The sequence below is a fragment of the Herbidospora sp. RD11066 genome (assembly GCF_054661255.1).
On the sequence record NZ_BAAGDO010000002.1, the window covers coordinates 360271 to 377708 of the forward strand.

General features: G+C 69.5%; 19 protein-coding genes. 10 read left to right on the forward strand and 9 right to left on the reverse strand.

The window, feature by feature from the left end; all coding sequences use genetic code 11:
* Positions 1 to 5: 5 nt before the first annotated feature.
* Both ACYQ78_RS08150 and ACYQ78_RS08155 read left to right on the forward strand, forming a co-directional pair.
* Positions 6 to 419 (forward strand): GNAT family N-acetyltransferase, encoded by a 414-nt coding sequence (locus ACYQ78_RS08150; RefSeq protein ID WP_459800110.1) that lies wholly within the window; start codon positions 6 to 8, stop codon positions 417 to 419.
* A 44-nt stretch (positions 420 to 463) separates the two neighbouring features.
* Entirely contained in the window at positions 464 to 1501 is a 1038-nt protein-coding gene (locus ACYQ78_RS08155) for a DUF4037 domain-containing protein (RefSeq protein WP_459800111.1), read from the forward strand.
* A gap of 565 nt (positions 1502 to 2066) precedes the next feature.
* Here ACYQ78_RS08155 and ACYQ78_RS08160 read toward each other — a convergent pair.
* The 3 genes from ACYQ78_RS08160 to ACYQ78_RS08170 form a co-directional block, all read right to left on the reverse strand.
* Positions 2067 to 2789, reverse strand: a complete 723-nt coding sequence (locus ACYQ78_RS08160) for an HAD family hydrolase (protein WP_459800112.1) — start codon at positions 2787 to 2789, stop codon at positions 2067 to 2069.
* Positions 2790 to 3862: 1073 nt separating this feature from the next.
* Complete coding sequence (locus ACYQ78_RS08165; protein WP_459800113.1) at positions 3863 to 4624, reverse strand: MerR family transcriptional regulator; 762 nt, start codon at positions 4622 to 4624, stop codon at positions 3863 to 3865.
* An 86-nt stretch (positions 4625 to 4710) separates the two neighbouring features.
* A complete protein-coding gene (locus ACYQ78_RS08170; protein WP_459800114.1) occupies positions 4711 to 5730 on the reverse strand; it encodes a tyrosine-type recombinase/integrase in 1020 nt (339 codons plus the stop codon).
* A 58-nt stretch (positions 5731 to 5788) separates the two neighbouring features.
* Here ACYQ78_RS08170 and ACYQ78_RS08175 point away from each other — a divergent pair, with 58 nt between their 5' ends.
* Positions 5789 to 6280 (forward strand): cupin domain-containing protein, encoded by a 492-nt coding sequence (locus ACYQ78_RS08175; RefSeq protein ID WP_459800115.1) that lies wholly within the window; start codon positions 5789 to 5791, stop codon positions 6278 to 6280.
* A gap of 1001 nt (positions 6281 to 7281) precedes the next feature.
* On the opposite strand, the gene ACYQ78_RS08180 is transcribed toward ACYQ78_RS08175, so the two are convergent.
* The gene (locus ACYQ78_RS08180) at positions 7282 to 7722 is read right to left on the reverse strand and encodes a hypothetical protein (protein ID WP_459800116.1); all 441 of its coding nucleotides are present in this window, start codon (positions 7720 to 7722) and stop codon (positions 7282 to 7284) included.
* 457 nt (positions 7723 to 8179) lie between these two features.
* On the opposite strand from ACYQ78_RS08180, the gene ACYQ78_RS08185 reads away from it, so the two are divergent.
* Positions 8180 to 9100 (forward strand): LysR family transcriptional regulator, encoded by a 921-nt coding sequence (locus ACYQ78_RS08185; protein ID WP_459800117.1) that lies wholly within the window; start codon positions 8180 to 8182, stop codon positions 9098 to 9100.
* Here ACYQ78_RS08185 and ACYQ78_RS08190 read toward each other — a convergent pair.
* Positions 9066 to 10439, reverse strand: a complete 1374-nt coding sequence (locus ACYQ78_RS08190) for an amidohydrolase family protein (RefSeq protein WP_459800118.1) — start codon at positions 10437 to 10439, stop codon at positions 9066 to 9068. The two genes, ACYQ78_RS08185 and ACYQ78_RS08190, sit on opposite strands and share 35 nt — an antisense overlap.
* 75 nt (positions 10440 to 10514) lie before the next feature.
* Entirely contained in the window at positions 10515 to 10901 is a 387-nt protein-coding gene (locus ACYQ78_RS08195; protein ID WP_459800119.1) for a DUF3224 domain-containing protein, read from the reverse strand.
* Between the two features lie 69 nt (positions 10902 to 10970).
* Between ACYQ78_RS08195 and ACYQ78_RS08200 the strand changes: the two genes are divergently transcribed.
* Positions 10971 to 11414, forward strand: a complete 444-nt coding sequence (locus ACYQ78_RS08200; protein WP_459800120.1) for an SRPBCC family protein — start codon at positions 10971 to 10973, stop codon at positions 11412 to 11414.
* Here the strand turns inward: ACYQ78_RS08200 and ACYQ78_RS08205 are convergent.
* Positions 11411 to 11779: a barstar family protein gene (locus ACYQ78_RS08205; RefSeq protein ID WP_459800121.1), complete on the reverse strand. Its 369-nt coding sequence runs from the start codon at positions 11777 to 11779 to the stop codon at positions 11411 to 11413. The genes ACYQ78_RS08200 and ACYQ78_RS08205 overlap by 4 nt on opposite strands.
* Positions 11780 to 11798: 19 nt before the next feature.
* Positions 11799 to 12212 (reverse strand): ribonuclease domain-containing protein, encoded by a 414-nt coding sequence (locus ACYQ78_RS08210; protein WP_459800122.1) that lies wholly within the window; start codon positions 12210 to 12212, stop codon positions 11799 to 11801.
* 257 nt (positions 12213 to 12469) lie between these two features.
* Between ACYQ78_RS08210 and ACYQ78_RS08215 the strand changes: the two genes are divergently transcribed.
* The 3 genes from ACYQ78_RS08215 to ACYQ78_RS08225 are packed head-to-tail and all read left to right on the forward strand — an operon-like array spanning position 12470 to position 14972.
* Positions 12470 to 13393, forward strand: a complete 924-nt coding sequence (locus ACYQ78_RS08215) for an ABC transporter ATP-binding protein (protein ID WP_459800123.1) — start codon at positions 12470 to 12472, stop codon at positions 13391 to 13393.
* Positions 13393 to 14151, forward strand: coding sequence for an ABC transporter permease (locus ACYQ78_RS08220; RefSeq protein WP_459800124.1), 759 nt, complete (start codon positions 13393 to 13395; stop codon positions 14149 to 14151). The genes ACYQ78_RS08215 and ACYQ78_RS08220 overlap by 1 nt, the downstream gene beginning before the upstream one ends.
* A 5-nt stretch (positions 14152 to 14156) precedes the next feature.
* A complete protein-coding gene (locus tag ACYQ78_RS08225) occupies positions 14157 to 14972 on the forward strand; it encodes an ABC transporter permease (RefSeq protein ID WP_459800125.1) in 816 nt (271 codons plus the stop codon).
* On the opposite strand, the gene ACYQ78_RS08230 is transcribed toward ACYQ78_RS08225, so the two are convergent.
* Positions 14969 to 16369, reverse strand: a complete 1401-nt coding sequence (locus ACYQ78_RS08230) for a hypothetical protein (RefSeq protein WP_459800126.1) — start codon at positions 16367 to 16369, stop codon at positions 14969 to 14971. The genes ACYQ78_RS08225 and ACYQ78_RS08230 overlap by 4 nt on opposite strands.
* A 149-nt stretch (positions 16370 to 16518) precedes the next feature.
* Between ACYQ78_RS08230 and ACYQ78_RS08235 the strand changes: the two genes are divergently transcribed.
* Entirely contained in the window at positions 16519 to 16974 is a 456-nt protein-coding gene (locus ACYQ78_RS08235; protein WP_459800127.1) for a hemerythrin domain-containing protein, read from the forward strand.
* 144 nt (positions 16975 to 17118) lie between these two features.
* Positions 17119 to 17256 (forward strand): hypothetical protein, encoded by a 138-nt coding sequence (locus tag ACYQ78_RS08240; protein WP_459800128.1) that lies wholly within the window; start codon positions 17119 to 17121, stop codon positions 17254 to 17256.
* Positions 17257 to 17438: the final 182 nt, after the last annotated feature.

Consider the following 17438-nt stretch of genomic DNA (forward strand, 5'->3'; position numbering starts at 1 on the left):
CGCCGGTGAACGGGTCACTCTCGGTGGCCGCCGACGTCAGGTGGCTGGAGGCGGGCGCCGAGGCGGAGGTCGCGCGGGTGCTGGCCGTCGCCAACCCCGACGCCTACGCCCGGCCCGGGATGCCCGGCGTCACCCGCTGGGCCGGGATCCGCGACACCACGGGCCACCTGGTCGCGGTCGGGGCCGACGCCTGGTCGGCGCCCACCGTGGGATTCGTCGGCGGCGTCGCGACCCTCCCGCAGGCGCGGGGGAGCGGCCTGGCCGGGACGATCTGCCGGTTCCTCACCGCCACGCTGCTGGAGCGGCACGGCCGCGTCTCGCTCATGGTCGACGACGTCAACGCCGCCGCGCTAGCGGTTTACCGGCGGCTCGGATACGCCCGCAGGCTCGTGGCGGCGACAAGAGTACCCGACGCATAAAACCAGGTGAGCGGCGCGGCAACACCATGCACAGTGAAGGAATGATGTCCGCTTTCGTTCCCGGCCTGGAGTTGTCCCGCGCCTACTACCACGACGTGGTGCGGCCGCTCCTGGACGACGTCCCCCATAGCTCCGCCCTCATCGGGCCCGGCTCGGAGGTGCTCGGCTTCGACACCGCCCGCTCCGCCGACCACGACTGGGGCCCCCGCGCGCTGGTGTTCGTGCCGTGCGGCCGCGCCGAGGAGATCCGCGACCGCGTGTGGAACCGGCTGCCCGCCGAATACGGCGGCTTCCCGACCGCGTTCGGTTCCGACATCCATCCGGTACGCCCCGGCGTCACCATCACCGAATTCACCCCCTGGGCCAGACAGCAGCTCGGCTTCGACCCCAGAGACCCCATCAGCGTGGACGACTGGCTGTCCGTCCCCTGGCAGCGCCTCGCCGAATTCACCGGCGGCGACGTCTTCCACGACGGCCTGGACGTTCTGTGCGCCGCCCGCCGCCGCCTGCGCTGGTACCCCACCGACATCTGGCGGTACGTCCTGGCCTGCCAGTGGACCCGCATCGCCCAGGAGGAGAGCTTCCCCGGCCGCGCCGGAGAGGTCGGCGACGACCTGGGCTCGATCCTGGCCACCGGCCGCATCGCCCGCGACCTGATGAGGTTGACCCTGCTCATGAGGCGGCGCTATCCGCCGTACACGAAGTGGCTCGGCAGCGCCTTCAACCGCCTGTCAGGCTCGGCCGAACTCGGCGACGCCCTCAGCGGAGCGCTGCGAGAATCGACGTGGCAGGGCCGCGAACGCCACCTGTCGGCCGCCTACCTTCGCGTGGCCGCCCTCCACAACCGTCTCGGTCTGACCGACCCCGTCGATCAGGGCCTGCGCCCCTACCATGATCGGCCTTTCCAGGTGCTCGGCGGCCACCGCTACGCCCGAGCCCTCATGGACTCCGTCACCGACCCCGCCATCGCCCGCCTCGACCTCATCGGCACCGTCGACCAGGTGGCCGACAACACCGACGCCCTCACCCACCCCTGCCGCGCCCGCAACGTCGCCGCCGCAGTCCACCTCAAAGCCGCATGACCCGAACAACGACCCGGTCATGATCGCGGGGCCGGACCGGGAGTCCCGGGGGAGCGCCACGGCGTCTCCCGGACGAAACCCACCACCGGCCTCGCCCCCGAAGCCCGCCGACCTCATCCGTGGTCGACGTTGTGCAGGCGCGTGCAGGTGAGGCCGAGGTAGCCGATGACCTGTGTATGGCCACAGACCGATGCCGAACCGGTCGTCACGCTGCGCGGCGATGGCCAGCGGCGTCCATCGTGCGGCCCTGGCTTTCCGAGCGGAAGCGACCGGGACAACCGCCGCATGCCTGTGCGTTGGCGCTTTGAAGGGGAACGGACGCGGTTGTGAGGGCGGTCTGCCGTGTTCCGATCGTCGCTGGTCCGGCGGTGGACACGCCTACGGCTGTCAGGAGAGCCGGGGGGCGTGCGTAGGGAAAGCCAGGCAGATGACCGACCCGACAGACCTCAAAGATCGTTGACGTCCGCCAATGTCATGGGCTGGGCGGGCGTGCGCAGCTGAGACAGGGGCGGCAGCCGTTCACCAGCGCCTGGAGTGAACCACACCCCGTCCAGCGGAAACAGAATCAGACCAGCGCCAATGGACGCACCGACGCCAGCGCCGGCAGCAGCGCCGGGAGCTCCAGAAGGGTCCGGATCGCCGGGACCCCCGCCGGGGCGGGAACCGAGCCGTAGCGGTCGAGCCAGACGCCGTGCATGCCCGCCCGGGTCGGGCCGATCGCGTCGAGGTTCAGGTTGTCGCCCACCAGGACGATCTCGGCTGGGTCCAGCCCCAGCTTCGACGCCGCAGCCGTGTACACCTCGGCCGACGGTTTGAAGTTGCCGCCCAGCGCGTCGGGGGTCAGCACCGGGTCGAGCCGGTCGAGCAGGCCCAGGCGGCGCAGCTTCGCCTCCTGCTGCACCGGCTGCCCGTTGGTCAGCACCCCCAGCGTCACACCTGTGCCGGAGAGCTGGTTCACGACCGTGGTGGCGTCGGGAAACGCCGTCCACGCCTGCTCGTAGAGGTCGAGGAACTCCGCGTAGGCGCCGTCGAGATTCATCGGGACCGCCAGGCCCAGCATCCGGCAGTAGTCACGCAGCCGGCGCCGCCGCTGCTCACCGAAGGAGCACTCGCCCCGATGCCAGGCGGGGAGGTGGACGTCCTCCAGCCGTAACCACAGGCCCGGCCCCTCGGCCAGCAGCGGATGGAACGGAGACCGCTCGGCCGTCCACGCCGTCACCGCGTGCGCCACCGCCGCCCGATGATCGAACAGCGTCTCGTCCAGGTCGAAGAGAATGGCCCTGATCATGCCGCCCATCCTCCGGAACCCCTATTACAACGGCGTTTCCACGATGTGAAAGGGGAAACCGGGCTTACCCACAACCAGTCACGCCCATCATGACAAAGATCACACAACCCCGCCCGGAAAACCGAAAAAACCGCCAAACCGACAAAACCCAAGCCGAGCAGACCCCACCACCTCGAAGAACCAGGCATCCACCAGCGCCCACCCCACCTGCCGAGAGCTCTCGGAATGCGGGCTGAACACCGAAAAGAGCCTCCAGCCCGGCCGGTCCACCGACACGGATCTCCTACACCCCAACGTGAAAGAATCATCGATTCCACGCCCGGCCTGACCAAGAAGGAGGCGATTGATCGATCGGCCCGGATACCTGTCGCGGAGGAGATCGCATGATCGGCAGACGGATAGGCCTGATGCCTTGGAGGCCCAAACAAAATGGCTCCGATGCCCGGCAACTCGCCTTTGCCAGGTGCCGCCGATGCAGGTGACACACCTCGCCGCACCGGCGCCGGGCCAGCTAGCTTCATTTTGTTAGGAGCTCTTGACCGGCCGATGTGGGGGAGAGGGGACAACCCCGCCACACAGCAGTCCCATGCCGGTCGCGGTCGGCAGCTCCAGGTCCTGGACCCCGGCCAGGTCTAGTCAAAGAGCACCATCCTCGTGGCCGAAGCCCCTACGGAACGGCTCGATCGCGCCACAGTCCATCGCTGCCCAACACCGCCCATGCACGAGACGCACTTCGCCGCACCGGCGCAGACTTCAGAGCGCCACTAACGGACACTGAAGCCTCCCCAGCGGAGCAGACGGTGGCGGCCGTCGAATCCCGACGCAGCACCGGCGAAGTTCGACTCAGCACGAATGAGCGCATCCGGCGGGCTTCCAAGTGCGAACGGGAGTAGTGACACCTGCGTGGTGGGTGACCCGCAGGCGGCAGGGGCGGCTCCGTTGTCGGCAGAGCCAAACGATCCCCAGCTGGCCTTCCATCGCGCGAGATGCGGTCGCGGCTCGCTGCACCAACCTCCGGCGTCGTCACCGCCCCGCCGACCGGCCACGCGTGGAGCGGAACCCGGGGGAGGCCGCTACCGGTTGGCTCCGGCGTTGGCGGTGATCGAATCGCGGATGTAGGTCGCCAGACCCTCGGCCACCGCCTCGTAGTTGCGGGCGAACCTCTCATCGGCCACGTACATCTCGCCCAGGCCCACATGGATCTCATACGTGCACGTGTAGAACCACCGGCTGATGTGCTCCCGGTGACGCTCCGCCACCCTCGTCGCCTCCGCCGACTCCGCGGGCACGCCCCCCGCGAACAGGCCCGCCCACTCTTCCACCAGCCCGCCGGCCTCCGACTTGATCCGCTCCCAGTCGGCCTTCCCGTACGACGACGTGCGACGGCGGCTCTCCGTCCACGCCGGCGTGCCGCCCCACCTCTGCTCGGCCTCCTCCGCGTGATCCTCCGGGCGGAACTCACCGAACACCTCGTAACGCTCCTGCGGCGTCAACGCGACCCCCATCCTGGCCGCCTCCAAAGCGACCTCCACCGCCACCACCAACGCCTCCAGCCGGGTGATCCGCCGACGCAGCAGCTCATGCTGACGCCGCAGATGCGTCGCGGCGTCCACTCCCGGATCATCGAGGATCGTGGTGATCTCCTCGAGGGGGAAACCCAGTTCCCGGTAGAACAGCACCTGCTGCAGACGCTCCAGATCCGGGTCGGCGTAACGCCGGTAACCGGCCGCCGTGCGCTCACTCGGCGACAACAGGCCGATCTCGTCGTAATGGTGCAGCGTGCGGACCGTCACACCGGCGAACGCCGCCACCTGACCCACCGACAAACCCGCCATGATTCCCCCTCCTCTCCTGACGCCGACCAGCCTGTGGCCTCCCGTTACGTGAGAGTCAAGCCTTATACGGGTCTCTACCGCCCCGCCTAGACACCCGTATCGTGGGCAAGCGGATGGGCGCGCATCGCCGCCTCCAGCTCGCCCGGCAGCTCATCGCGATAGCGCCCCAGCGTCGTCAGGTCACTGTGGCCCAGGACTCGCCGCACGGCGTCCATGTCGGTGCCGCCCGCCAGCAGATGCGTCGCCGTCGTATGCCGCAGCCCATGAGGCGTCACCGAACGCCGCCGCTCCGGATCGACCCGCGCCTGCACCCGGTCGATCACCCCCTGCACGTCACCCCGCGCCAGCCGCCGCCCCCGCCACGACAACAGCAACGCCTTGTCATCACCCTGCCGCACCTCCAGATAGGCGGCCAGGACGTCGGCCACCAGCCGGGGGAGCGGCACATCCCGCGTCTTCCCGCCCTTACCGAAGATCCGCCAGTAACGATCACCGTCGTTGGTGTAGAAATCCTCCACATTCGCCCGCACCAGCTCCGACACCCGCGGACCCACCAATGTCAGCAACAACACGATCAACGCGTCACGGACCTCCGTCCGCTGATCACGCCGCCCTCGCACCTCCTCGGCCGCGGCGGGAGAGGCGGCCGCGCCGATCAACCCCTGCGCCTGCTCCTTCGTCAGCGCCCGACGCTCCGCCCGCAACCCGCCGCGCTCCTTGGCCACCACCGTCGCCGACGCCATCGGATTCAGCTGCACCCACCCCGCCAGCGCCGCATGCTTGAACAACGCCGACACCGACCGCCGGAACCGCGCCTGCGACGCCGCACTCTGCAACTCCGCCCCACCCGCCGGCTCCCTGCGCCGCTCATCGGGCTTACGGGCGAACGCCAGCAGAACGGCGTCGACATCGTCACCCGCCAGATCATCGAGCACCGCCGACAGACCACACGCCCGCGTCAGCCGGACGAACGTCTGCACATCACGCGCATACACCTCGGCTGTCGCCCGAGACAGACCGCCCGTCACCACCTTCGCACGGACCAACTCCACATAACGATCCGCCGCCTCTTCCACCGACAACCGATTCAGCTCCGCGGGACGCATGACCCCAGACCCTAACCCCGCCCACCGACAATCCCAGCTCAGTGGCATGATCGAAAACATGACATATCCGGAACCGCGCTACCTGGGGGACGCCGGGGACATCAACGCCACCTACCTCCCCGCAGGCGCCCCACCCGACATCACCTACCGCAACGGCGGCAGCTGCACCTACCTCGCCACCGGCGCCACCACCGACGGCAAATTCGGCCTCTACCGCTGGGACATGGGCGCCCAGCCCAGCGGCCCCGCACCCCACTTCCACCGCAGCCTCACCGAATCCTTCTTCATCCTCACCGGAACGGTCCGCATCTATAACGGCCAGGAGTGGATCACGACCGCGCCAGGCGACTTCGTGCACGTGCCCGAAGGGGGGATCCACGGGTTCCGCAACGAGTCGGGGGAACCGGCCAGCCTGCTGCTGATGTTCTCGCCGGGGGCACCACGAGAGGGGTACTTCGAGGGGATCGCCGAGTGGGCCTCTTCCGGACGAGCGGCCGACGACCAGGACTTCTTCGTCCGCCACGACACCTTCTGGGTGGACGAGAAATAGGGCCGCCACGGGGGAGATGGCCCAGCGGGTCAGACGGCGCTTCTTTGAGGTCCTAACAAATGACCCCGGCACTCGGGCCGCTCGCCGTTGCCTTGCGCCGAGAGGAGTTCGTGTCCTTGAGAGCCGCTACGCGGACAGGTCGTTGAATGCAGGCATTCGGGGAAGCCGCAAGATCACGCGGGGCCTCGCCGTAGGGGAGCGGCGGCCATCGGGCAGGTACGATCTCGACACCCGAGACCCAGTGCCTCGCCGAGCGAGGTGTGGAAGCGGGTGAGCGAGCCCTCGTCGCGGAGTGGAGGAGCCCTCCAGGGGTCGGTTCGCGTGGTCACCGTGCTCTCGGTGGCCACGCGCGATGGTGTAGTCGGTCGCCTCGTTGGCGGAGGTGGTCCGTTCAAGGACGGCTTCGATCACGGAGGGCCGACTCCACCGCAGTGATCAGGTAGGGATCGCGCAGGAGCTCGAGAACGACGCCCCAGTTCGCAGCACGCTTTCTGAGGCTCTCAACGTGTGGTCGCGTCGCACGGCATCCATATCCATGTCGGTGCCGCCCGCCAGCAGATGCGTCGCCGTCGTGTGCCGCAGCCCATGAGGTGTCACCGAACGCCGCTGCCCCGGAGCATGGCAATGGCGAGCGGTCTTCGTTTCCGGGGGAATGTGGATGGATCGCTGTCAGACGGGATTCTCTTGCCCGGGCCTCGTTGCCCGGCGAGCCGGGCGCCGCTGGTTGGCGCCGGGTGCGGGGCGGGCCGGAGGCGGCGGGCGGTGCCGGCCACGCGAAGCCGTAACGGAGCAAAAATACCATGAACGAGGCGGAAAGTAGCAAGGCGACCACCAGCATGCGCCTGCGCTCTTTGGCTGCTCGCCGACGAGGGGGATCGTGGGGCCGGGGACAAGTGTGCTGACCAGCGGATTCGGTCACCTGACGGTCAAGAGAAGTGCATCCGATACCAAACAGAATCCACCTTCTGTCTGGTATCGCCATCTTTTGCCCAAATGACCGCTTAGATGAGGCCGACGAAGCCTTCGGCCTGTTCCTGGTTCATGCCGGTTTCGCCGCGCACCAGGAAGATCGCTTGTTCGGTCCGGCCCGCCTCCTTGAGCTCGCGGACCCTGGTCGCCAGGTCGGGGCCCGTCTGGAGGGCGCGTTCGGTGCTGGTGGGCAGGTAGCGGCCGGCGATGATCGATTCGGTGACGAATTTGGCGTCGCGCAGGCCCAGGCCGGTCTCCTGGCGGACGACCTTGATCGCTTCGACGAGGCGGTTCTCCGCTCCGAGTTCCCGCACGCGTTCGCGGACGGGTTCGGCGATCTGCGGGATGACGCCGGGTGCCCAGTAGGCGACTTGTGCGCGGGGTCGTCCGCCGGCGGCGCGGACCGCCAGCAGGATGATGCCGGCGATGGCGCCGAGGATGATCAGCAGGATGATGAGTTCGGTGCCGCCCATGGCTGTGATCTTACGGTGGCTTTGCCTGCTTGATAATGAACATTATGTCAAGTTGGCTGGGCGGGGTGAACGGTTCACCGCCCGGGCCTGTCCCCTGCCGTGCGGTTGTGCTGGTGGGTGCGGGTTCGGCGCGGGTCGTGAGCGGGTCTCGGGGTTGACCGGTGCGGGGGTGGTCGCCGAGCATCGCGGTTCGTCCGGTTCGGCGGGCGTGTGATTGTGGCGGGTTCGGGTGGCTTCGGTGTGCGGGTGGCTGGGCGCGGCGGTGCCGGTCGCCTGGAATGTCGCCGGGGTCGCCGCGGTGGTGGGCCGGGTGGGTTACGGCGGTGGCCTGTGCCTGGTTCGTCCCCGTCGCCTGCTGGGGCCGGTGCGTGTCGGGGGGCCTTCTTCTTGTCGTGTACGGAAGGGGGCCCCTCCCCTCTCCCCCGGTGTGCCGGCCCGGGGTGTTTAGGCTCGTGCCGTGCGTTCGGATCTTGATCTTCGGATGGTGCGGTATTTCGTGGTGGTCGCGGAGGAGCTGCATTTCGGGCGGGCGGCGGCGCGGTTGTTCATCGCGCAGCCGAGTCTGTCGGCGCAGATCCGCCGTTTGGAGGTGCAGTTGGGGGCTCCCCTGCTGGTGCGGACGTCGCGGCGGGTGGAGTTGACGGCGGCGGGGGCGCGGTTTCTGGAGGTGGCGTATCGGCTGCTGGCGGTGGCGGCGGAGGCGCGGGAGTCGGTGTGGGAGCGGCGGCCGGTGCGGGTGGCGACGATCGTGGATGGTTTGGACACGTTGCCGCTGGTGTTGCGTGAGTTGAGGCGGGTGTCCCCCGGTGTGGGGGTGCGTCAGGGGTTGGCGGGGATGCCGGCGCAGGTGGCGGGGGTGCGTGCGGGGTCGCTGGATGTGGCGTTGGGGCGGCGGAGTGTGCTGGCGCCGGAGTTGGCGGGTGAGGTGGTGCGGGCGGATCCGGTGCGGGTGGTGTTGCGGGCCGATTCTCCGTTGGCGGTGAGGGATCCGATTCCGCTGGTGGAGTTGGCGGGGGCGCATTGGGTGTTTGGGAATGCGGAGCATACGCCGGATTGGGTGGATTTCGTGGTGGGGTTTCTGCGGCGGGCGGGGATCGATCCGGGCCCGGTGTCGTCGGGGCAGGTGCCGTTGTCGGCGATGTTGGAGCAGGTGGTGGAGGAGGCGGGTGTGGCGGCGTGGCCGGATTCGTGTCCGCGTCCGGGGGCGGGGCTGGTGGTGCGGTCGATCGTGCCGGAGCCGGTGTTCGTGTGGGAGCTGGTGTGGTTGCGGGAGTCGGCTGGGGAGCCGGTGGTGGTGGCGTTACGGGAGGCGGCGCGGGCGGCGGCGGAGCGTCATGGGTGGCTTACCAGGGAAGTGGGGCCGGTGGCTGAGGGATGAGGCCGCCGGTTTTTTCGATGGCGTCGAGGAGGTGGGCGTGGGAGGCGTCCAGGAGCGGGATGTGGTGGGCGGGGTCGGCGAGGAGTTTGCCGTGGCGTTTGAGGATGCGTCCGGCGACCAGGACGGTGTCGACGTTGCCGGTGTGGGCGTGGAGGGTGACGGCGGCGACGGGGTCGTTGACGGGGAGCATGTTGGGGGCGTCGGCGCGGATGACGATGAGGTCGGCTTCTTTGCCTGGGGTGAGGGTGCCGATGCGGGTGTCGAGGCCGAGGGCGCGGGCGGCGTTGATGGTGGCGCCTTGGAGGTGGGACAGGGCGGTGGGGGTGATGTGGTCGGGTCCGTGGTGGTCGTCGAGGTGGATGGCGTTGCGGCGCATGCGTTCGGTTTGGAGGGCGAGGCGGAGTTGGGGGAACAGGTCGCCTGAGTTGTTGGAGATGACGTCGCAGCCGAAGGTGCATTGGCCGCCGGCGTCCATGAAGCGGCCGTGGGCGGGGGCGCCCATGCCCATCTGCATTTCGGTTTCGGGGGTGGTGGACAGGGAGCCGCCGGTGTCGGCGACGAGGCGGAGTTCGGCGTCGGTGGTCTGGTTGAGGTGGACCCAGAGGAGGTCGGGGCCGAGGAGTCCGGCGTGGTGGAGGAAGGCGACTTCGGAGACGGGTTGGGGGAACATGACGGCGTTGGCGTGCAGGGTGATGCGCAGGCCGAGGTCGCGCGAGGCGGCGACTTCTTCGGTGACGCGGTCGATGCCGGCGACGAGGACGTCGCTGAGGCTGATGCCCATGGTGATGAGGGCGGTGTCGGAGGACAGGTCGCGGGTGCGGAGGGTGCGGGCGTGGTCGAGGCGTTGGGTGAGGGTGGTGAAGGTGGCGCCGGGGGCGTCGTTGAGGCCGAGGGCGTAGACGGAGCGGATGCCGGTGTCGCGGGTGCCGTCGAGGGCGGCTTCGGCGTGTTCGGGGGTGTTGATGCAGTGGGAGAAGTCCAGGACGGTGGTGATGCCGGCGTCGAGGGCTTCGAGCATGCCGAGGTGGTTGCCGGCGTACATGTCGGCGGGGCGGTAGTGGGTGGCGGCTTGGAAGCGGATGGCGCGGATGTAGTCCTTGAGTGACCAGTCGTGGGTGACGCCGCGGAGTTGGGTCTGCCAGACGTGGCGGTGGGTGTCGATCATGCCGGGCATGACGATGCAGCGGGTGGCGTCGATGGTGTGGGCGTCGGGGTGGTCGATGGTGGGGGCGATGGCGGTGATGCGGGTGTCCTCGATGAGGATGTCGGCCGGGTGGGGGGTGGCGCCGGGTTCCATGGTGAGGACGGTGCCGTTCTTGACGACGATGCGGTTGCGCATGGGGTCAGGAGATCACCGGGGTGGGGCGGGGGTCCAAGACGTGTGGGGGCGGGGCCGATAGGCGGTGCCTATGGGTCAGGGCAGCCGGTAGTCGAGGGTGTAGTGGTGGCCGTCGTCGTTGATGATCTGGCCGGTGCCGGTGATGCCCGCCAGGTCGCCGGTTCCTGAGGTGGCGACGATTTCCCAGCGCATCCAGGGGGTGCCGTCCGCTCCCCCGCCGGCGCTGTGGGCCAGGACGAAGGTGCCTGTGCGGCCGTGGAGGGTGGCGTCGACGTGTTCGATGCCGGTGTAGGCGGCGGGTCCTTCGGGGGTGGCGACGGTGAGGATCTCGGTGGTGGAGGTGCCGGTGAGGTCGCCGGTGAAGGTTTTGGTGAGCCGGTGGCGGGTGATGGTGGTGCCGGTGTGCTCGTGGGTGTCGAGGGTGGTCCAGGTGGTGATGTCGAAGGTGCCGGTGGCGTTCATGGGGGTGAGTGTGGCGGGGGTTCCTGCCAGGTTCTGTCAGGTGGTGTACGTGGTGGGTAGGGAGTGGGCATGAGTGTGCGGTTGACGGTGTCGGCGGAGGCCGATGTGCCGGCGGAGCGGTTGTTCTCGGTGATGACCGACTGGCCTCGGCATCGGGAGTGGATGCTGCTCACGGATGCGAAGGTGACGCGGGGTGACGGCGTCGGGGTGGGGACGCGGTTGTCGGCGTTCACGGGGGTCGGTCCGGTGGGGTTCACGGACACGATGGAGGTGACGGCGTACACGCCGGGGTCGAGGGTGGAGGTCCGTCACACGGGGGCGCTGGTCCGGGGCGGCGGGGTGTTCCATGTGGAGCCGCTGCCGGAGGGGCGGAGCCGGGTGGAGTGGGTGGAGGACCTGGAGTTGCCGTTCGGCGCGCTGGGCCGCCTGGGGTGGGTGGTGGCGCGTCCGGTGTTCGCGGCGGCGCTGAGGGTGTCGCTGGAGCGGCTGACGCGGCTGGCGGCGAAAGGTTAGAGGGCGTCGGTGGTGCGGGCGCGGAGCTGGGCCTCACCGGCGGGGTCGGTGTGGAGGGTCAGCTGGAGGCCGGTGCGGGCGGCGACGGCGAAGATGTCCAGCAGGGTGGCGTACTGCTCGGGGGGTTCGGCGCTGAGGAGTTCTTCGGCGTGGACGATGGCGAGCAGGGTGGTGCCGGCGCGGAGGGCATCGCCGAGGGAGTCGGCGAAGGCGTCCCAGTTGCGGCCGAAGTAGGCGGGGAAGCGCAGGACCCGCGCCGTCTCGTCGAAGAGGGCGGCGCGGGTGCGGCAGGCGCGTGCGTCGATGACCGCCGGCGCCGGGCCGGTGGAGATGGTGAGCCAGGTCGGCAGCGGGCGGGCGGTCATGGTGGTCTTCCCCGGTTTTCTAGAGGCGGTAGAAGTTGGCGTAGTGGTCGGGCGTGAACCAGGTGGCGCCGGTGCTCTTGTTGACGACGATGCGGTAGGCGTCGCGGGCGGCGCCGCGGTTGCGCGGGTAGACGTCGTATTCGTAGTAGGTGGCGTTGGTGGGCAGCTGGCCTTCGCGGTTGTAGTGGCGGCCGCCGGCGTAGTTGTACTTGCCGCCGCTCCAGGTGTACCAGCCTGCGGTGGTCGGGTAGCCCTTGCCGCGCCAGGTGGTGTTGGCGGTGCGGGCGTCGGCGCAGCGGGTCTGGGTGCAGCTGCTGTAGACGGCGGCCTGGGCCGGGGCGGGGGCGGCCACGGCGATGAGGGACACCAGGGTGGCGGCGATGAGGGTCAGGCGGGCCGACCAGGCGAGCCGGGGGCGATGCGGGGTGTGCACAGGGCCTCCTTGGGGAGCGTGAACGGTCATCCGGAAGGATCACTTTCGGATGCAGTCAAGTGCAATGTAAGACGATCAACAGGAAGATGAACAGTTGGAGGCGTTTCCGGCGCGGTTTCGCCGGTGGCGGTCTGACTGGTTTCGGATGGGTTGTCAAGGCGTACAGGCGACGAAAACGGGGGTGGGAATAGGTCAGGTCGCGGGGCGGGGAAAACGGGTTGCAGAACTGTCGGTGGGCGGGGCTAGGGTCGGGTCTCGTGGCTGAGGAACCGTTGATTTACGCCCGCGGGCTGGTCAAACGCTTCGGTGATTTCACGGCGGTCGACGGGATCGACGTGTCGGTGGAGCGGGGTGAGGCGTTCGGGTTCCTGGGCCCCAACGGGGCGGGGAAGTCCTCGACGATGCGGATGATCAGTTGTGTGTCGGCGCCGACGGCCGGTGAGCTGCGGATCCTGGGGATGGATCCGGTGCGTGACGGGGTGGCGATCCGGGGGCGGCTGGGGGTGTGCCCGCAGCTCGACAATCTCGACGCCGATCTGTCGGTGTTCGAGAACCTGACGACGTATGCGCGGTATTTCGGGTTGTCGCGGGCCGAGGCGCGGCGGCGGGCGGCGGAGCTGCTGGAGTTCGTGCAGCTGGCCGACCGGTCGGCGGGGAAGGTCGAGCCGCTGTCGGGGGGGATGAAGCGGCGGCTGACGATCGCGCGGGCGATGGTGAACGACCCGGAGATCATGCTGCTCGACGAGCCGACGACGGGTCTCGATCCGCAGGCGCGGCATCTGCTGTGGGAGCGGCTCTACCAGCTGAAGCAGCGGGGGGTGACGCTGGTGCTGACGACCCATTACATGGACGAGGCCGAGCAGCTGTGCGATCGGCTGGTGGTGATGGACGCGGGGCGGATCGTCGCGGAGGGGTCGCCGCGTGAGCTGATCTCGCGGTATTCGACGCCCGAGGTGGTGGAGCTGCGGTTCGCGGGCGGGGCCGACGTGGCGGCCAAGCTCGACGGTGTGGGTGAGCGGGTCGATCCGCTGCCCGACCGGCTGCTGGTCTACGCGCGTGACGGGGATGCGGCGGTGGCCGAGGTGCACCGGCGGGGGTTGGAGCCCTCCAGTGTGCTGGTGCGGCGTTCCACGCTGGAGGATGTGTTCCTGCATCTCACGGGCCGGACGCTGGTGGAGTGATGGCGTTCTCGGCGGTGGCGGTGCTGGAGCGGCATCTGACGCTCTACCGGCGGCTGTTCTGGGCGTCGGCGTTCTCCTCGTTCCTGCTGCCGGTGCTGTTCCTGGTGAGCATCGGGCTGGGCGTCGGCGGCTATGTGGGTGACCTCGACGGGGTGACGTATCTGCAGTGGATCGTGCCGGGGGTGATGGCCTCGACGGCGTTTCAGATGGCGCTGGGTGAGACGACGTTCCCGGTGCTGGGTGACTTCAAGTGGACGCGCGGCTATCACGCGATGCGGGCCACGCCGGTGCGGATCGGCGACATGATCGCCGGTCAGGTGCTGTTCCTGATGGTGCGGGTGCTGCCGCAGACGGTGGTGTTCCTGCTGGTCGTGCTTTTGTTCGGCGGGCTGCGGTCGTGGTGGTCGGTGGTGACGCCGCTGGTGTGCGCGGCGGTGGTGGTGGCCTCGGCGCTGCCGGTGATGGGGTACGCGTCCCGGATCGACAACGACGGCTATTTCGCGCTGCTGTTCCGGTTCGTGATGATCCCGATGACGTTGTTCGCCGGGGTGTTCTTCCCGGTCGACCAGCTGCCGGTGGCGGCGCAGTGGCTGGCGTGGGTGTCGCCGCTGTGGCACGGGGTGGAGTTGTGCCGGTCGGCGACGCTGGGGGTGGCGCCGCCGTGGCCGATCTGGGCTCACGTGCTGTGCCTGGTGGCGTGGTCGGCCGGGGGCGCCTGGTTCGCGATGCGCGGGTTCGCCCGCCGGTTGGCGGTGTAGAGCCGATGATGACGGTGATGGTGGCCGGGCGTGCGGTCCGGCGCGGGGTGTCCCCCGCGCGGGTGGGTGCGGTGGTGAACCGGAACGTGGGGGCGCTTCGGTCGGGGCCGGCCTATTGGCTGGTGTTGTTGTCGGGGTTCTTCGAGCCGCTGCTGTATCTGCTGTCGATCGGGGTCGGCGTGGGGGCGCTGGTCGGGCAGGTGCCGGCCGGTGGGCGGATGGTCGACTACGCGGTGTTCGTCGCCCCGGCGATGCTGGCGGTGTCGGCGATGTCGGGGGCGCTGGCCGAGACGACGTTCAACGTGTTCTGGAAGTTCAAGTACGCCAAGACGTATGACGCGGTGCTGGCGACGCCGGTGCGGCCGCTGGAGATCGCGCTGGGTGAGCTGACGTGGGCGCTGGTGCGCTGCCTGTGTTACACGGTGCTGTTCCTGGTGGTGATGGTCGCGCTCGGGCTGACGTCGGTGGGTGGGGCGCTGGCGGCGTTCCCGGCGACGGCGCTGGTCGGGGTGGCGTTCGGGGCGACGGGGATGGCGATCTCGACGTTCCTGCGCGGCTGGCAGGACTTCGACCTGCTGACGACGGGCCAGTTCACGCTGTTCCTGTTCTCGGGGACGTTCTCGCCGGTGCAGGACTACCCGGTGGTGTTCGAGGTGGTCGTGTCGCTGACGCCGCTGTATCACGCGGTGGAGCTGGTGCGGGGGCTGGCGGTGGGTCCGGTCGGGTGGACGCTGCTGGTGCACGCCGGCTATCTGCTGGCGATGGCGGTCGGTGGGTTGTGGGTGGCGTCGCGGCGGATCGAGAAGCTGCTGCTGGTCTAGCGGTCGGCTGTCGCGCGGACGGCTGCGGCCATGAGGGCGAGGACGGCGGCGACGATGGCGGCCTGGCCGATGAGGTTCGGGGTGGTGGACTTGCCGGTGATGGCCAGCAGGTAGAAGCCGGTCCAGAGCGGGGTGACCGCTGCTCCGGCGGCCAGGCAGGTGATGTGGTGGCGCGACCAGCCCTGGCGGGTCGACCAGTGGGCGATGACGGCGGTTCCCGCGGCCAGGACGGCGACGCCGAATATGAGGCCGGGCCAGGTTTCGGGGCGCAGGGTGTAGGCGGTGATGGCCAGGGCGGCGGCCAGACCGGCGAGCCAGGGGCGGGGTGCCGGCCGGAGCGCGGGGCGCGGTGAACCCGGCGGGGTGTCCACGTCGCGTGGGGTCGGTGAGTGCGGGACGGGTCCCCCAGGAAGGCGGGCTTCGCGGCTGGGGGTTCCGGGGCCCTGGGTGTCGAGGCCGCGGCTATTGGCGCTGTGGGTTTGGCGGCCGTGGGTTTCCCCACTTCGGGGTTCCACGCTGCGGGGTCCCGCGCTGTGCGATTCCGCGCTGTGCGATTCCGCGCTGTGCGATTCCGCGCTGTGCGATTCCGCGCCACGGATCTCCAGGCTGCGGGTTTCCGCGCTGCGGGTTTCCCGGCCGTGAGTTTCCGCGCCATGAGTTTGGGGGCCGTGGGTGTCCATGCTGCGGGTGTCCGCGCCGTGGATCTCCATGCTGTGGATTTCCCGGCCGCGGGTTTCCAGACCGCGGGTTTCGGCGCCATGGATGGGGTGCCGCTCCCCCACCATCGCGTCGGCGGGCTCGGTCTCTGGGTGGCGGGTGCGGGGGAAGCTGAATGCGGCCACGACCAGCAGGGCGACCACCGCGGCGGAGACGCCCAGCTGCGCCGGGCTGGTGTGGAAGCCGCTCTTCTGGAGTTCCCGGTAGATGATCCAGGATCCGGCGGTGAACAGCAGGGTCGTCACGATCAGGCCGGGGATACGCAGCCAGGGTTCGGTGGCGCGTTGGCGGGCCAGGGCTTCCATGAGGACGATCGGGATGGTCAGGCTCGTGATGGTGTGGCCGACGGTGAAGGTGACGAGCAGGCCGGGGTCCATGCCGAGGGCGGTCAGGTAGGTGGGGGCGGCGGTGAAGTCGTGGCCGTCGAAGGACGGGTTGAACAGCGACTGGTCGATGATCGAGGGCTGGAGCAGGCCGTAGGCGGCGGCCAGGGTCACCAGGGTGGGCCAGCCGCGTCCGGTGCGGAGGGTGAGTTCGCGGATGAGGAGGGCGGCGCCGCCGTACATGGGGGCCAGCACGATGATGGCGGGCAGTTCGGCGGCGGGGACGTTGCCGATGAGGTACTCCCCCATCAGCGGGGCCAGGAAGAACAGGCCGGCGGCCAGGGCGATCCGGGTCATGTCGGCACCGTATGAGCCGGGTGGTGGCGGGCGGATCGGGCGGGAGGCTGGGGCGGGCCGACTTTGGTCGGGTGGTGCGGCGACTTTGGTGGGCGGGGTCTACAGTGGTGCGCCGTATGTACTCATCTGATTCTGGCCCTGTTGGGCGATTGGCGGCATTCGGTAACCAGCTCGTCGAGGTGCACCTGTGGTTGCGCGACGAGCTCGATCGGCTGGTGGACGGGGATCACGACCCTGAATCCGCGGGGCGTGACCTGCGGGCCCACTGCCTGGCCTTCTGTACGGCGCTGGAGCGCCACCACGTCGGGGAGGACACCCTCGGGTTCCCCGCTCTGGAGAACGACTTCCCCGAACTCGGTCCGACGCTGGAGTTGCTGCGGCGCGACCACGACATGATCTCCGGCATCCTGTCCCGGCTGGCCTCACTGGCCGAGCAGACCGATGACGCCGGGGAGGCGCGGTTCGCCGGGGAGGTGGCGGGGCTGGCGGCGATCGTGACCTCGCACTTCGCCTACGAGGAGCGCACGATCGTCGCGGCGCTCAACCGGCTCGACATCCCCGAGTGGCGCGACAATCCCCCGGACTTCCTGCGGCAGTTCGACTAGAACCGCCACGGCCGGGCCGGGACCGGGATTCACGGCGGGGTGGGTCTGCAGACTTGTCGCGCCGCCCGCCTCGCCGCTGAGGAGCCCCAACCGACACCTGTGAGGAGCCCCGGCCGACACCTGGCTGGCACCTGGACGCGCCGGATGGTCCGGCAAGACCAGATGGCCCGGCAAGACCAGTGGCAACTCACCTGGCTCGAGTTCGCGTCGATCCGCCCCTTCGCCCCCGCCGAGCAGACCGACGGCGCCGGACCTCCCGGCAAGACCGGGTCGCTGGGGTGACCTACGCGTCATCGCCCATCGGCCGCCCGTTCTTCCCCCTCCGGCGGGCGGCCGATGTGCAGGCGGAGCTATCAGGGCGCACGGTGGCGGTGACCGATCCGGCCACCGCCTTCACCACCAGAAACGGTGCCGCTCGCCCGGATGGCTGGGCAGTGGTCGGTGGTCGCCGCCCCGATGGGCAC

Excerpts from the sequence above, each read along its gene's own strand:
- ACYQ78_RS08155 (WP_459800111.1), top strand. The coding sequence starts at position 464 with ATGTCCGCTTTCGTTCCCGGCCTGGAGTTGTCCCGCGCCTACTACCAC.
- ACYQ78_RS08160 (WP_459800112.1), bottom strand. The coding sequence starts at position 2,789 with ATGATCAGGGCCATTCTCTTCGACCTGGACGAGACGCTGTTCGATCAT.
- ACYQ78_RS08165 (WP_459800113.1), bottom strand. The coding sequence starts at position 4,624 with ATGGCGGGTTTGTCGGTGGGTCAGGTGGCGGCGTTCGCCGGTGTGACG.
- ACYQ78_RS08170 (WP_459800114.1), bottom strand. The coding sequence starts at position 5,730 with ATGCGTCCCGCGGAGCTGAATCGGTTGTCGGTGGAAGAGGCGGCGGAT.
- ACYQ78_RS08175 (WP_459800115.1), top strand. The coding sequence starts at position 5,789 with ATGACATATCCGGAACCGCGCTACCTGGGGGACGCCGGGGACATCAAC.
- ACYQ78_RS08180 (WP_459800116.1), bottom strand. The coding sequence starts at position 7,722 with ATGGGCGGCACCGAACTCATCATCCTGCTGATCATCCTCGGCGCCATC.
- ACYQ78_RS08190 (WP_459800118.1), bottom strand. The coding sequence starts at position 10,439 with ATGCGCAACCGCATCGTCGTCAAGAACGGCACCGTCCTCACCATGGAA.
- ACYQ78_RS08195 (WP_459800119.1), bottom strand. The coding sequence starts at position 10,901 with ATGAACGCCACCGGCACCTTCGACATCACCACCTGGACCACCCTCGAC.
- ACYQ78_RS08200 (WP_459800120.1), top strand. The coding sequence starts at position 10,971 with ATGAGTGTGCGGTTGACGGTGTCGGCGGAGGCCGATGTGCCGGCGGAG.
- ACYQ78_RS08205 (WP_459800121.1), bottom strand. The coding sequence starts at position 11,779 with ATGACCGCCCGCCCGCTGCCGACCTGGCTCACCATCTCCACCGGCCCG.
- ACYQ78_RS08220 (WP_459800124.1), top strand. The coding sequence starts at position 13,393 with ATGGCGTTCTCGGCGGTGGCGGTGCTGGAGCGGCATCTGACGCTCTAC.
- ACYQ78_RS08225 (WP_459800125.1), top strand. The coding sequence starts at position 14,157 with ATGATGACGGTGATGGTGGCCGGGCGTGCGGTCCGGCGCGGGGTGTCC.
- ACYQ78_RS08230 (WP_459800126.1), bottom strand. The coding sequence starts at position 16,369 with ATGACCCGGATCGCCCTGGCCGCCGGCCTGTTCTTCCTGGCCCCGCTG.
- ACYQ78_RS08240 (WP_459800128.1), top strand. The coding sequence starts at position 17,119 with ATGGTCCGGCAAGACCAGATGGCCCGGCAAGACCAGTGGCAACTCACC.